The organism is Actinoplanes sp. NPDC026670 (assembly GCF_040638175.1).
Classification (GTDB): Bacteria; Actinomycetota; Actinomycetes; order Mycobacteriales; family Micromonosporaceae; genus Actinoplanes.
On the sequence record NZ_JBEZXU010000021.1, the window covers coordinates 46,575 to 59,110 of the forward strand.

At 70.3% G+C, this 12,536-nt stretch carries 16 protein-coding genes; 8 read left to right on the plus strand and 8 right to left on the minus strand.

From position 1 onward, the window contains the following. Window positions 1-81: 81 nt before the first annotated feature. Window positions 82-1,395, minus strand: a complete 1,314-nt coding sequence (locus AB0E94_RS21735; RefSeq protein WP_360328788.1) for a diacylglycerol kinase family protein — start codon at window positions 1,393-1,395, stop codon at window positions 82-84. Window positions 1,396-1,540: 145 nt separating this feature from the next. On the opposite strand from AB0E94_RS21735, the gene AB0E94_RS21740 reads away from it, so the two are divergent. From AB0E94_RS21740 to AB0E94_RS21760, 5 genes are read left to right on the plus strand one after another with little or no spacing between them, the layout of a single operon-like run. Further along, complete coding sequence (locus AB0E94_RS21740) at window positions 1,541-2,395, plus strand: M48 family metallopeptidase (RefSeq protein ID WP_360328789.1); 855 nt, start codon at window positions 1,541-1,543, stop codon at window positions 2,393-2,395. Window positions 2,396-2,453: 58 nt separating this feature from the next. Continuing rightward, window positions 2,454-2,684, plus strand: a complete 231-nt coding sequence (locus AB0E94_RS21745; protein ID WP_360328791.1) for a hypothetical protein — start codon at window positions 2,454-2,456, stop codon at window positions 2,682-2,684. Then, on the plus strand, window positions 2,674-3,327 hold the full coding sequence (locus AB0E94_RS21750) for a potassium channel family protein (RefSeq protein ID WP_360328793.1): 654 nt from the start codon (window positions 2,674-2,676) through the stop codon (window positions 3,325-3,327). Before AB0E94_RS21745 ends, AB0E94_RS21750 begins: the two co-directional genes overlap by 11 nt. Further along, window positions 3,324-3,800: a hypothetical protein gene (locus AB0E94_RS21755; RefSeq protein WP_360328795.1), complete on the plus strand. Its 477-nt coding sequence runs from the start codon at window positions 3,324-3,326 to the stop codon at window positions 3,798-3,800. Before AB0E94_RS21750 ends, AB0E94_RS21755 begins: the two co-directional genes overlap by 4 nt. 5 nt (window positions 3,801-3,805) lie before the next feature. Next, window positions 3,806-4,336, plus strand: coding sequence for a DUF308 domain-containing protein (locus AB0E94_RS21760; protein WP_360328797.1), 531 nt, complete (start codon window positions 3,806-3,808; stop codon window positions 4,334-4,336). A 72-nt stretch (window positions 4,337-4,408) separates the two neighbouring features. On the opposite strand, the gene AB0E94_RS21765 is transcribed toward AB0E94_RS21760, so the two are convergent. Next, complete coding sequence (locus AB0E94_RS21765; RefSeq protein WP_360328799.1) at window positions 4,409-4,849, minus strand: DUF2231 domain-containing protein; 441 nt, start codon at window positions 4,847-4,849, stop codon at window positions 4,409-4,411. Between the two features lie 184 nt (window positions 4,850-5,033). On the opposite strand from AB0E94_RS21765, the gene AB0E94_RS21770 reads away from it, so the two are divergent. Beyond that, a complete protein-coding gene (locus tag AB0E94_RS21770; protein ID WP_360328801.1) occupies window positions 5,034-5,897 on the plus strand; it encodes a hypothetical protein in 864 nt (287 codons plus the stop codon). A 106-nt stretch (window positions 5,898-6,003) separates the two neighbouring features. Beyond that, window positions 6,004-6,507, plus strand: coding sequence for a tetratricopeptide repeat protein (locus AB0E94_RS21775; RefSeq protein WP_360328803.1), 504 nt, complete (start codon window positions 6,004-6,006; stop codon window positions 6,505-6,507). 7 nt (window positions 6,508-6,514) lie between these two features. Here the strand turns inward: AB0E94_RS21775 and AB0E94_RS21780 are convergent, their stop codons facing one another. The 6 genes from AB0E94_RS21780 to AB0E94_RS21805 form a co-directional block, all read right to left on the minus strand. Further along, window positions 6,515-7,207 carry a SprT family zinc-dependent metalloprotease gene (locus tag AB0E94_RS21780; protein WP_360328805.1) on the minus strand — a complete coding sequence of 231 codons (693 nt, stop codon included), beginning with the start codon at window positions 7,205-7,207 and terminating at the stop codon, window positions 6,515-6,517. A 43-nt stretch (window positions 7,208-7,250) separates the two neighbouring features. Further along, window positions 7,251-8,225, minus strand: a complete 975-nt coding sequence (locus tag AB0E94_RS21785) for a hypothetical protein (RefSeq protein WP_360328806.1) — start codon at window positions 8,223-8,225, stop codon at window positions 7,251-7,253. A 189-nt stretch (window positions 8,226-8,414) separates the two neighbouring features. Further along, entirely contained in the window at window positions 8,415-8,912 is a 498-nt protein-coding gene (locus AB0E94_RS21790; protein WP_360328808.1) for an SRPBCC domain-containing protein, read from the minus strand. Between the two features lie 2 nt (window positions 8,913-8,914). Beyond that, window positions 8,915-9,259 (minus strand): metalloregulator ArsR/SmtB family transcription factor, encoded by a 345-nt coding sequence (locus AB0E94_RS21795; protein ID WP_360328810.1) that lies wholly within the window; start codon window positions 9,257-9,259, stop codon window positions 8,915-8,917. A 4-nt stretch (window positions 9,260-9,263) separates the two neighbouring features. After that, window positions 9,264-9,614, minus strand: coding sequence for a VOC family protein (locus AB0E94_RS21800; RefSeq protein WP_360328812.1), 351 nt, complete (start codon window positions 9,612-9,614; stop codon window positions 9,264-9,266). Window positions 9,615-10,438: 824 nt separating this feature from the next. Then, window positions 10,439-11,110, minus strand: a complete 672-nt coding sequence (locus AB0E94_RS21805) for a TetR/AcrR family transcriptional regulator (RefSeq protein WP_360328814.1) — start codon at window positions 11,108-11,110, stop codon at window positions 10,439-10,441. Between the two features lie 230 nt (window positions 11,111-11,340). Between AB0E94_RS21805 and AB0E94_RS21810 the strand changes: the two genes are divergently transcribed. After that, the gene (locus tag AB0E94_RS21810) at window positions 11,341-12,531 is read left to right on the plus strand and encodes an oxygenase MpaB family protein (RefSeq protein ID WP_360328816.1); all 1,191 of its coding nucleotides are present in this window, start codon (window positions 11,341-11,343) and stop codon (window positions 12,529-12,531) included. The last annotated feature ends 5 nt before the right edge of the window (window positions 12,532-12,536 follow it).

Below are 12,536 nucleotides of genomic sequence, written 5' to 3' on the forward strand. Positions count from 1 at the left end.
GAGTGGCCAGGCGTACCGGCCGGCGCACCGCACGACGGGTGACCCGCCGGGTGGCCCGCCGGCGCTGACCGATCCGAGGAGCTAGCTGCGGCGGCTGGTGAGAGCCAGCCGCCGCAGTCGTGTCCAGTCCATCTCGGGCAGCGCCGGCCGGTTCCCGGGGCGCTGCCGCGGCACCCGCACCCGCAGCGCGCCGGGCCGGATCAGGCAGCGCACCGGGGTCGGCAGCAGCACCGCCTCGCCGTCGATGCCGACCGGCACGGACGGGGCGTCGGCGTCGACGACCGCCTCGGTGGCCGCGCGGACGGTCAGCGAACGGGCCCGCCCGCGCCCGCTGATCAGCCGGGCGGCATCGGCGGCCCCGCGCACGGTCACCGCCAGCACCCCGAGCACCCCGAGGTCGAGCCGCGGCCGCTCCCCGAGCCCGGCGATGTCCCCGGTGGCGTACGGATTGTTGCTGACCAGCACCGCCTGCGACCCGGTGACGGTGACCCCGTCGACGGTCAGCGCCAGATGCGGCCCGCGGGTCCCGGTGAGCGCGTCCGGCAGCATCTCCAGCGTGGTGCCGACCTTGTCGTCGCGGTAGGCGGGACTCTGCACCACCGCCGCGTACGCCCCGAACGAGGCGTTGTTGACGAACGTCCGGTCCCCGATCAGTCCCAGGTCGACCCGCATCTCGACACCGTCGGTGAGCGCGTCCAGGCAGGTCGACGGATCCTCCCGGTCCAGGCCTAGATCGAGCGCGAAATGGTTGCGGGTGCCCGCCGAGATCACCAGGAACGGCAGCCCGTGCTCGGCCGCGACTCCGGCGACCAGCGCCTGGGTGCCGTCGCCGCCGGCCACCCCGAGCAGATCGGCGCCGTCACGGACCGCCTGCCGGGCCACCTCCTCGACGTCCACCGCCGGTCCGTCCAGGACGAAGACCTGCGCGCCGAGGGCGCGGGCCCGTTCCGCGAGGCGGAAACGTCCGACTTTGCCGCCCCCCGAGCGAGGATTCATGATGAGGTACGGCCGGAGCGGCGCCGCCGTGACCCGTTCCGCCGGGCCGTTCCCGGGTTCGGCCAGCGCCCGCCGCCCGGCCGCCACCGCGACCGCCCAGAGCAGCGCGAACACGATGACCACCCAGAGCAGCCGGTGCCGCATGTAGACGACCGCCACCGTGATCGGGGCGAGCACGACGACCGTGCCGGCCAGCCACCGCCACAGCCCCCGGTGGCTGAGGAACCACCAGGCCCCGGCCAGCCCGGCCGCGCTGCCGAGCGCCCCGGCCAGCAGCAGTCCGAGACCACCACGCAGACCGGCGACGGCGAGGACCAGGACGACGGCGGCAGCGGCCGCGGCGAACGACGACCGGGCGAGCCAGGCCCGGTTCGGGGACACGACTGATGCCTCAGGCATGGCGGGGCTCCTCTGCGCGTACGAGCTGAAGGGTCTTTGCAGCCTCGCCGGACCGGCGGTGACCGGGCCTCATTCCGGCGGGATGAGGCGCGGTGCAGCCGCGCAGCGGAAGGTCACCGGCAAACCGGGAGACAGGAGATCCGTCGTGTCCACGCATTCCAGACCGGCCAAGCTGCGGCACCCCGCCGAGCTGCCGTTCTACGTGTTCATGGTGATCCTCAACGTGATCATCGTGGTGTTCATCCTTCAGGCCGCGGCCACCCTGCCCTACCTGCCGGAACGGCTGGAGAACACCGGCTGGGCGACAACCGTCCGATCCGCCTTCATCGGTCTGCTGCTGTTCGTGCCCGGGCTGATCATCGTCCGTGAGACGCAGCGGGCGTCGACCCGCGGCACCGCGGTCGAGCTGTCGCCCAAGCAGTACGGCGACATCTACCGGACCATGGACGACTACGCCCACAAGCTGGGTCTCAAGCGCCGGCCGAACCTGTACCTGGCCAACGGCAACGGCACCCTGAACGCGTTCGCCGCCCAGGCCACCGGCCACGACTACGTGGTGCTGGCCAACGAGCTGTTCGTGAACCTGCGCGAGAACAACCGGGACGGGCTGCGGTTCATCCTCGGCCACGAGCTGGGCCACATCCGGCTGCACCACGTCTCGCTGTGGTACCAGCTGTCGGTCTGCTACTCGGAGCGGATCCCGCTGCTCGGCCCGGCGCTGTCCCGGCTGCGGGAGTACTCGTGCGACAGGCACGGCGCGCACCTGTCCCCGGCCGGCGCGACAGGCCTGGTGCTGCTCGCCTCCGGCCGGCACACCGAGCAGACCACCGACATCGAGCAACTGGTCCGCCAGGGGCAGGCGCTGCGCGGCTTCTGGGTGGGTCTGGCCCAGCTGCCGATGTCGCACCCGTTCACCGTCCGGCGGCTGGAGCGGCTGTTCAAGCTGGGCCTCTTCCACGCCCGTGTGCGCGGTACGGAATCCGTCATCCCTCCGGGATGACGTGCCGGAACCGGAGCGGTTGAAGGCTGACCGGAACGATTTGGGGAGGGGACGAGTCATGCCCGAGGCGACATATCAGGTGCGGGTCTCCGGGGTCATCCCGGAGGAGCTGCTCGCGGAGCTACGTGACCTCACGGTCAGTGTGGAACCGCCGGAGACCGTGTTGCACGGCTCGCTGCCCGACCAGTCGGCCGTGGTGGGCCTGATCTCCCGGATCCACGGCCTCGGCCTGCGGCTGATCGAGGTGCGCAGACTGCCGGCGTCATCGGACGGCCCGGGTGCGTTCTGACCGACTCCGCGGTGGGTACGGCCTGGTGCTGGGCATGATCATCGGGACGTACGTGCTGGCCCTGCTCGCCGAGAGCCGCTCGATGGTCGCGTTGCTGCTGTTCGTGCAGACCCTGACGGTGTGGCAGGCGCTCCGGGTGTCCGGCGCCCGGATCGGCATGCGCCTGGCCGCCGCCGGGGTCTTCGCGCTCGCTCTCGTCGCGGCCGGGGTCAACCTGCTGGTCCAGGATTCGCCACTGGTCGGCTACACCTTCCTGGCGGCGAGCGCGCTCTACCTGCTGGCCCCGTTCTCGATCGTCCGGGACCTGGGCCGGCACGGCGGAGTGGACGTGCAGACCATGCTGGGCGCGCTCGCCGCGTACCTGCTGATCGGAATGGCCTTCGGGTTCGGCTACGAATGCGTCGCCGCGCTTCAGCCGGGCCCGCTGTTCGGCGAGGACGGCGACCCCCGCCTGTCCCAGGCGTTGTTCTTCAGCTTCGTCACGATGACCACCACCGGGTACGGCGACATGGTCCCGGCCACCAACCCGGCCCAGAGCCTCGCCGTCCTGGAAGCCCTGATCGGCCAGCTGTTCCTGGTTACCGCCGTGGCCAAAGTGGTCGAGAACTGGCGGCCACGGGCCTGGAAGGAGACCCCTCGATGACCACTCGAACCGCTCACACCGCCGAGCCGGGCCACTGGCTCGGCATGGTGATCTTCAGTGGCGTGATCCTGATGCTCCTCGGCAGCTTCCAGCTGATCGAGGGCATCGTGGCGATCGTCCGCGACGACTACTACTTCACCACCAGCTCCGGGCTGGCGGTCGACTTCAACTACACCGTCTGGGGCGTGTTCCACTCGACCCTCGGCCTGCTCACCATGGCCGCCGGGGTCGGGGTGTTCCTCGGCCAGATGTGGGCCCGGGTGGTCGGCATCGGCATCGCGGCGATCAGCGCCCTCGGCAACCTGCTGTTCCTGCCCGCCTACCCGTTCTGGTGCGCGGTCGTCATCGCGATCGACGTGCTGGTCATCTACACGCTGGCCGTGCACGGCTCTTCGGCGGCTTCGGCTTCGCCCGGCTCTTCGGCGGCCGGGCCCAGTGTCTCGTCGGCCGAGCCCATCCGAGAGGCACGGTGAGCCCGATGTCACGAGCTTGGGTCTGGTTGCGCCTGGCCGCCGGCGTGCTCGCCGTCGGCATCGGCATCCTCGCGTTCGCCTGGCCGGAGGCCACCCTGCGAGTGGTGGCGTTCCTGTTCGGCCTCAACCTGCTGATCGTCGGCGGAATCCGCGTCCTGCAGATGTTCGTCGCCGACGGACTGTCCGTGCTGCACCGGGCACTCGGGGTGCTGCTCGGCCTGCTCGTCGCCGGCGCCGGGGTGTTCTGCCTGTCCGACGCCACCAAGTCGCTGGGCCTGATGCTGCTGATCGTCGCGTTCGGCTGGCTGTTCGACGGGATCGGTGAGATCCTCCTGGCCCTCGGCCGCAAGGGTTCGGGCGGCGGCTGGCGGATCGTGGTCGGCCTGGTCGCGGTGGCGGCGTCGCTGGCCCTGCTGGTCTGGCCAGGGCTGGGGCTGGCCGGTTTCGTCCTGATCGGCGCGACCACTCTGGTGTTCGGCGGCATCTGCCTGATCGCCGCGTCGATCGCCGGTCTCCGCGAGCCCCAGCCCGTCTGATCCGCTTCGCCGCACGTCACCACGCCCGTTCGCGTGGTGACGTGCGGTCCTGCCCCCCTTACGAAACAGGCGCTAGCGGAGCGGCTCGGCCACGGGGGCGCGCGGATCGCCGAAACGGCCTCCGAACCAGGCGCCGAAGGCGGCCACCGCCAGCCCGGCCAGCTCCATCAGCAGCAGTCCCGGGTCCGCGGCCCGATCAGCGCCCCGGACCCGCATCAGTGTCAGCACCGCGAAGACGATCAGCACACCGACGTCGAGCAGCAGACTGACGAACCCGATCCGGGCGGCGCGCGGCCCGACGGCGGTGAACGCGTCGAACCCTACGGCCACCGCGGCGAGCACTCCGCCGATCAGCCCGGCCACCAGGTTCCAGTAGGCGAGTGTGCCGACCAGCGCCGGCGCGCCCAGCAGGGTGGCCAGGTCGAACACGAACGCCATCCAGAAGAGGCCCAGCGGGAACATCAGCAGCAACGGCTGCACACCGTGGCCCGCCAGTCGGAGTCGGCTCTGCATGCGGCGGTTCCCCCTGCCGTACACGCCTGTGTCACCGGTCCGGCCAAGCCTCGTCCGGCGGGCCGGCGGCGACGTCATCCCGCGCGAGTGAATCCGGGCCGAAGGGTCATCCGGGGCGAGGGATGCCCACCGGGACGGATGCCCGGACGCTGATGCCAGTCAGCGAGAGTGGGAGATGGCGATCATGAGACGACTGCTGCCGGTCGGTGTGGTTTTCTGCCTGCTGGGGCTCACGGCGTGCACCGGGGAGGGCGACGTCGGGTCGCTGCCGTCGACGCGCCCGTCGGTGGAGGCGACTGTCGATCGCACTCTGCCGACCCGCACCGAGGAACCCGAGCCGACGAAGACGACCGAGAAGACGAAGGACCCCGAGCCGACCAGGACGACCGAGAAGACCAAGGATCCGGAGCCCACGAAGACGACCGATCCGGAGCCGACGAAGACGAAGGACCCGGAGCCGACCAAGACCACCGAGAAGCCGAAGCCGGCCGACACCCGTACCGTCGAGGTCACGGTGACCAAGGTGGAGGCGACGACCACGACGCCTGCCGCGGCGGAGTCGGTGGCCCCGGTCCCGGTCGCCGCGGAGGACAGCTCCAGCGGGTTCCTCGGCTGGTTCCTGCTGTTCCTGCTGTTCGGCGGCCTCGCCGCGGCGGTCCTGATCGCCCGGTCCAAGCGCACGTCCAGCTGGGACGCCGAGGCTGCCGCGCTGTCCGCCGAGACCCGGATGATCACCGAGTCGCGGCTGCTCAGCATTCTCGGGATGCGCGAGGCGGAACGGCGTGGCCTGGCCTGGCCGCCGGTCCGTGACGACCTGACCGGCCTGTCGGTGCGCTGGGGCGCGCTCGGCGCACAGAACATCGACGGCGCCCGCCAGGCGCGGGCCCGGGAGCTGGCGGTGCTGCTGCGGGACTTGGCGGTGGCGGTCGACGCGGAGAACGAGGCGCTGGCGACCGGCCGGGAGTGGCAGCTGCTGCGCCCGCAGGTGGAGCAGATCCTCGACACGATCGAGGCCACCATGACCCCGACCGAGGCGCCGCTGCGGTAAGACCATGAGCCGTCGCTCAGACGGCGAATCCCGACGGGATTCCCGGTCTGAGCGACGGCTGCCCCGGGCCCGGCGGGCACGACCAGGGTGATGGCAGGATCAACCGGTGACCACGGATCTCTACGGTGGACGGCTCGCCCGGGCGGTGCGGCTGCGTGCCGACGGCCGGGCCGAGGAGGCCCGCGAGCTGCTGCTGAGCCTGCGGGCCGAGTTCCCGGACGACGCGGCGGTGGCCTACCAGACGGCGTGGGCGCACGACGTGCTCGACCGGGAGGCGGAGGCCGTCCCGCACTACCGGGCGGCGATCGCCGGTGACCTGCCCGAGACGGATCTGCGGGACGCGATGCTCGGCCTGGGCAGCACGCTACGGGCCCTCGGCCGGGACGGCGAGGCCGCCGAGGTGTTCGAGCAGGCGCTGGCCAGGTTCCCGGCCGACCGGCCGTTGCGGGTGTTCCGGGCCATGCTGCGATACAACACCGGTGACGCCCGCGAAGCGGTCGCCGACCTGCTGCGGTTGCTCGCCGACACCACCGAGGACCCGGACATCAGACGGTACGGACGGGCGCTCCGTCACTACGCCGAGGACCTGGACCGCAGCTGGCTGCGTTGACAGCCGGTCAGGCGGGCTCGGCCATCGGGAACGGCACGTTCAGCAGGCCGGCCTTGGTCTGCACCTGATAGCGGGACCGGCCCCGTTTCACGATGGTGCCGGCCAGGCCGCCGTACTTGCCGCGGCCGGTCAACCGGACCCGGGCGCCGACCGGCAGCTCCACCACCGGCGCGACGGCCGCCGGGACCGCGCTGAGCCGGGCCAGCTCCTGCGCATACCGCGGGTGCATCGGCGCGGCCGCCCCGTTCCGTGTCCAGGAGAACAGCGCCGACCTGTCGAAAGACGGTGAGCAGCGTGAACACGACCGTACCCGGACCGGCCGGCGATGCACCGTGGTCCGGTGGCCGGCCGGGCAGACACCCTCCCAGGCGCCCTCCACCCGGGGCACGTCCTCCGGCACACATCTGGTGCCGGAACATCCGATCCGCACCGCGATCGCCCGCCACACCCGATCGTGCCCGTGCCCCGGCCCGGCCAGGGCGTGCGCGATCTCGTGCAGAACCGTCTCGGTCACCTGGTCCGCCGAATACAGCCGGATCAACGGCCGGGACAGGCCGATCTCCCGTGCTTCCAGTCGGCAGATCCCGGCCCGCGTCTTCGCGTCGTCGAAGCTCAGAGCCCAATCCGAGAGTCCGTGCCGGGTCATCAGGTTGTCCGCGAGTTCCCGCGCTTCGTTCAGGTCCACAGCGCGCCGCTCCACGTCGTCACCCCCCTATCATGACGTGCCGCCCGGACCGGGTCTCTCACGGCTTCCCGATCACGCTCACCTTCGCCGCTCCGGCCTTGACGATCCGCAGGAAACGCGGCAGGTCGATGTCGTCCGGCCCCCGCTCGTCGAAGGTCACCAGGACGTCGCCGCGCACCAGGGCCACCGAGTGCCGCCGCTCCCGGTTCCGGCCGCTGGACGTGCCGACCGTCACCACGCCGGCCGCCGGCCCGCCGAGGTTGGGCAGCGCCAGCCGGTGATGCTGGGCCGAGGCGACGTCGTCACCGTGGCTCCGGCACCGTCCGGGAACCGCCGCCAGCCGTTCGACGATCCGGCGGGCCTGGGCCGAGCCGAGGGCGGCGACCTCGATCTCCAGGGTGGCGCCGTTCCGGTTCTCGAACTGCTGCCACGCCCGGGTCAGCGGCCCCTCGATCCGCTTGCCGTCACCGCCGCACAACTCGGACCCGTACATGTGGATGTCCGGCGACCAGTCCTCACCACCGAGGACGCGCGTGTAGCCCTTCGGCAGCTCCGGCCCGGTGAGCAGAGCCGATCCCATCAGCGTGGGCGAGTGGTGGACGGTGATCAGCCGGCTCTGCCAGGCGGTCAGGATCCGGGTGGTGTCGGCGGCCGAGGTCTTCCTCAGATTGATTTCCGCGGTCACGTCGCCGTAGACAGCGACCGCGTGCGCGTCGGGTTGAAAGGCGAGGCCGCCGGTGTAGCGCAACGCCGCGACCTCCAAGCCGAAGTCCGGAACGTCGAGGGCGGTCACCGGCTGGGGGAACCCTTGCGGGCCGCCGCGGGGGCAGTCCCGGAGCCGTTCACGCATCGTGCGAATCAGGTCGTGCCCCTGCGCCAGTCCGATGATCATCTCGACCCTGGCGCCGTCACCGTTCTCGAAGAAGTGGTAGGGGGCAGACCTGTGCGAGCGGCCGAAGGCATACGGGTCGTCGGAGTCGCAGGCTGACTCCCTGAAGAAGTAGCTGCCATCGGCCGAATCATTCTCGACCATCCGAAAGCCCTTGGGCAGCTCCGTCGCACCGGGCAGTCCCCGCTCCAGATTCGGGGGCAACGGTTCCGCTCCCACCGCCCTCACGGGTGTCGCCGCCGTGAACAGAAGCGGGATGATGCAGGCCAGGGCGAAGGCAGGTCTCATACGCAGACGGTAGACCTCGCAAAAGCCCCATCATGTTCCAAACGCCTATAAAACACCTTCCGGTCGCTCGGCCTCCGTTTCCGCGGCCTCCGTGAAGATTTCGAGGATCCGTTTCCAGCCGGCGGAGTAGCCGCCCGCGGATGAGGTGGCCGCGGCCATCTGCTCCTCGGTGAGGCGGTCCCAGCCGCGATGTTCGAGCGCGACCCGGGTCAGGGCCGGCGCCAGCGCGGTGAACGTCAGCTCCACTTCGGTGACCACGGGCAGGATCGTCCAGGTCATGCCGAACCGCTCCGGCGGATCCCAGGCGATCACCTCGCCCCAGCCGACCCGCGAGCCGTCCGCCCACGTCTCGAAGACCTGACCGCCTAGCTTCCGCTCGATGGTCACCGACACCACCCGCTCCTGACCGAGCGAATGCGGGCGGGTCGGCCACCACACGCCGATGTCGCGGACGAACACCTCGAACGTGTGCTCCAGGCCGCTGCGGACCAGCGTGGACTGCCGGATCGGCGGCCGCCGCAACGGACGGACGTTGTCGCTCATGCTCAGGCCACATCCGTCCGGTGCTCGGCCTGCTCGGCGGCCTCCGCCTCGACCAGGCGTCGCCCCACGTCGAGCGCGTCGCTCCACATCGAATCGAGGAACTCCCGCAGACCGGCCAGCCCTTCGGGCCGGGCCCGATAGAGCCGGCGGGTCCCGGCGCGGCGTTCGCTGACCAGCCCGGCTTCGCGGAGCACGGTCAAATGCTGACTGATCGCGGTACGAGTCACGTCGAACGCCGCGGCTATCTCCCCGGCTGCCAGCTCGTCGGTGGCGACCAGGCGCAGGATCGCCCGTCGTCGCGGCTCCGCCAGCGCACGGAAGGCGTCGTCGGACTCGTCCTCGAACATCAGCTCATCCCCACAGACCAACCGGGTTGCCGTCCGGATCGGCGAACACCGCGAACCGACCGTAGTCGCCGGGCAGAGCGGCCGGCTCGACCAGGGTCGTCCCGCCGAGCGCCACCGCCTGCTCCAGAGTCTTCTCCAGGTCGTCGACCTGCACGTAGATCTTCACACCGGCCTCCTCGGCGGACTCCGCGGCCCCGATGCCACCACCGATCGCCCCTTCGCCGGCCCCGGTGTCCACCAGGGCGTAGCCACCTTCCTGGTCGGCGGCCGACCACCCGAACAGCCCGGTGTAGAAACCGCGCGCCCGCTCCGCGTCGGTGCTGATGATCTCGAAGAACGCCACTGGACGACCCACAGCCGTACTCCCTCACTCGCTTTTGACCCGACCCATCCAGCCGGGCACCGCTAACGTTAGCTCCCGCTAACGTTAGCGTCAACTGACACAACAAGCTGCGGTACGGGCCAGGCAATCACCCGTAGCGACGCGTGGTTCTCGTAGGCTCGTTCACCCCAGGTGGTCGAGTGGGCTGCATCGGTTTGTGTGCGTCACCGCGTCTGCGTGCCTCACCGCGTTCGCGGGCGGAACCGTGTTCGCGGGCGTCACCGCGTTCGCGGGCGAACCGTGTTCGCGTGCGAGTGCCGCGTTCGCGGGTCCCTGGTTGATTATCGAAAGCGGCCGAGGTCTCATGTCGGTACCCGCAAAGTGAATCTTGCACGGTATTACACGCTTTCGGCGATCTTGCACGATTTCTCGTGCCCAGGCGTGGCTTACGTTGCAAGAACCATTTCGCGGCGTAGACCTTGCACGTTCTCCCATGCCCCGGCCTGGAGATACGTGCAAGATCGCCCCAAGGGTGAACATTCGTGCAAGATCGCGCCGTGCCGTGCCGTGCCGTGCCGTGCCGCGCCGCGCCGGGTTGGTCCGCGCCGTGCCGTCCGCGCAGGGTTGGTCCGCGCCGCGCCGTGCCGGTCCGTGCCGCGCCGGGTTGGTCCGCGCCGTGCCGTGCCGCGCCGTGCCGTGCCGCGCCGGTCCGTGCCGCGCCGGGTCGGTTGGGTGAGGTAGGCCGGCTGCGGCATTTTGGCTTGGGCGATCTTGGGCCTTGGATTGTGGGCCCGGGAGCCGTGGCCTGCGGGAACTCGGGTGCGGGGTGCGAGGGCGTCAGGTAACGGGCGGGGTCGTCAGCTGGGGGCGGTGGGCATTGCGGTGTTGGTGGGGGTGAGCATCGGGGCCAGGAAACGACGCGCGATGTCTTGCAGTTGGGTGTCGTCGTCGAGGTCTACCAGTTGGCTCGGGATGGCCAGGAACGAGGCGGACAAGCGGGTCCAGACCTCGGCGACCAGGTCGACGTCGACCGAGGGGGAGATGTGGCCGTCCTGCTGATCTACGCGCAGGCGGGCGGCCACGAAACGCTGGACCACCGCCATCGTCTGGCCACCGTCGTTGATCAGTGAGGGGACGAGCAGGTCCGGTTCGGCGGTCATCAGGCCGCCGATCAGCGGGTTGTTGCGGAAGGCGCGCAGTGACGAGGCGAAGCCGACGACGACCCGGTCGGCGGCGGTGCGGGCCGAGCTGATGTCGATGAGGAACTGGTCGAAGTAGCGCCGGAACTCGCGACGCACCACCTGCTCGACCAGGGCGTCCTTGGTGGCGAACCGCCGGTAGGCGGTGATCCGGGAGACGCCGGCCCGTCGGGCCACGTCCTCCATGGTGGAACGGCGGATGCCCATCCGGCAGAACTGGTCGTAGGCGGCGTCGAGCAGGCGTGTGGTGACCTCGTCGGCGGGGCTGTCCGGGGCGAAGGCGTCGGCAAGGGCGCGGCCGAGCAGTGTCGAGTCACCGGATCCGGTCATCACACGCACCCCCGAGATGTGTTTACACCATCTGTATCAGCGTATCAATCCGCCCAGGTGAGGCTCGTGTCGTATCGATGTCCGTAGAAATTCATGCTTGTGAACGGCGACCCGGCGTGCTCTCATCGCTGATACACGGAATCACCTCGTGTTTCACCGTATCAGCGAACGAAGCGTGTCAGCGAACGAAGCGTGTCAGCGAACGAAGCGTGTCAGCGGAGGAGCGAAGCGTGGATTCACTCAGCAGACGCAACATCCTGAAAGCGGGCGCGGTCGGCGCCGCCCTGGCACTCCCGTGGACCTGGCCGGCCAGTGCCTCGGTAGCCGGGACCGGCGCGGGCGTCGACCCGCGCTGGGTGTGGGACCCGGAGGCCGACCCGCTGGTCGCCGACCTGATCGAGCGCGGCGACGTCCCGCACGTCAACGAACTGCTGCGCACCTGGAAGAAGAACGGCCAGGCGCTGCCGGCCGGCCTGCCCACTGACCTGCGCGACTTCATCGAGTACGCCCGGCGGCTCCCGTCCTGGGCCGACCCGGCGAAACTCGACCTGGCCGTGGAGTTCAACGAGAAGCGCGGTCTCTACCTGGGCGTTCTCTACGGCCTGGCCAGCGGCATGATGAGCACCGTCATCCCGAAGGAGGCCCTGGCCGTCTACTACTCGCAGGGCGGCGCGGACATGAAGGACCGCATCTCCAAGACCGCCAAGCTGGGGTACGACATCGGCTCCACGAACGCATTCAAGCCCGACGGCGAGATGATCGTGACGGCGGTGAAGACCCGACTCGTGCACGCTGCGGTCCGGCACCTGCTGCCCCAGTCGCCGTACTGGACCCAGGTCGCCGACGAGGACATCCCGATCAGTCAGCGCGACATCATGGTGACCTGGCACAGTCTGCCGACCACCGTGATGCGCAAGCTGACCGCGTGGAAGGTGCCGATCCCGGCGGACGAGTCGGCCGCGTTCCTGCATTCGTGGCAGGTCGGCGCGTACATGCTCGGGGTCCGTGCGGAATACATCCCGAACTCGTGGGCCGAGGCCGACTCGCAGGCCGAGCAGGTCCTCGACCCGATCCTGCGGGCCACCCCGGAGGGCATCAAGCTCGCCGACATCCTGCTCAACCTGGGATCGAGTGTGGACGCCGGGATCCTCAGCAAGCCGATTCTCGGCGCGTTCACCAGATTCATGCTGGGCGACGAGATCGCGGCGTGGCTGAAGATCCCGCGCGAGCCGGTGTGGGACCCGCTGCTCCGGACGGCATGGGGACCCTTTGTGGCCGTACGCGAAGGATTGTTGCCTTTCCCGTTGGCGCCGAAGGCGTATTGGCTCTTCGACGAGTTCCTGCGCAAGGCCGCCCTGCTGTTCCTGTCGGAGGCCCGGCCGATCAGCATCGAGATCCCGGTCACCAACCGGCCGACCTGAGGAGC

Coding starts and splice junctions, on each gene's coding strand:
- AB0E94_RS21735 (WP_360328788.1), bottom strand. CDS start 1,395: ATGCCTGAGGCATCAGTCGTGTCCCCGAACCGGGCCTGGCTCGCCCGG.
- AB0E94_RS21745 (WP_360328791.1), top strand. CDS start 2,454: ATGCCCGAGGCGACATATCAGGTGCGGGTCTCCGGGGTCATCCCGGAG.
- AB0E94_RS21755 (WP_360328795.1), top strand. CDS start 3,324: ATGACCACTCGAACCGCTCACACCGCCGAGCCGGGCCACTGGCTCGGC.
- AB0E94_RS21760 (WP_360328797.1), top strand. CDS start 3,806: ATGTCACGAGCTTGGGTCTGGTTGCGCCTGGCCGCCGGCGTGCTCGCC.
- AB0E94_RS21765 (WP_360328799.1), bottom strand. CDS start 4,849: ATGCAGAGCCGACTCCGACTGGCGGGCCACGGTGTGCAGCCGTTGCTG.
- AB0E94_RS21770 (WP_360328801.1), top strand. CDS start 5,034: ATGAGACGACTGCTGCCGGTCGGTGTGGTTTTCTGCCTGCTGGGGCTC.
- AB0E94_RS21785 (WP_360328806.1), bottom strand. CDS start 8,225: ATGGTCGAGAATGATTCGGCCGATGGCAGCTACTTCTTCAGGGAGTCA.
- AB0E94_RS21790 (WP_360328808.1), bottom strand. CDS start 8,912: ATGAGCGACAACGTCCGTCCGTTGCGGCGGCCGCCGATCCGGCAGTCC.
- AB0E94_RS21795 (WP_360328810.1), bottom strand. CDS start 9,259: ATGTTCGAGGACGAGTCCGACGACGCCTTCCGTGCGCTGGCGGAGCCG.
- AB0E94_RS21805 (WP_360328814.1), bottom strand. CDS start 11,110: ATGACCGGATCCGGTGACTCGACACTGCTCGGCCGCGCCCTTGCCGAC.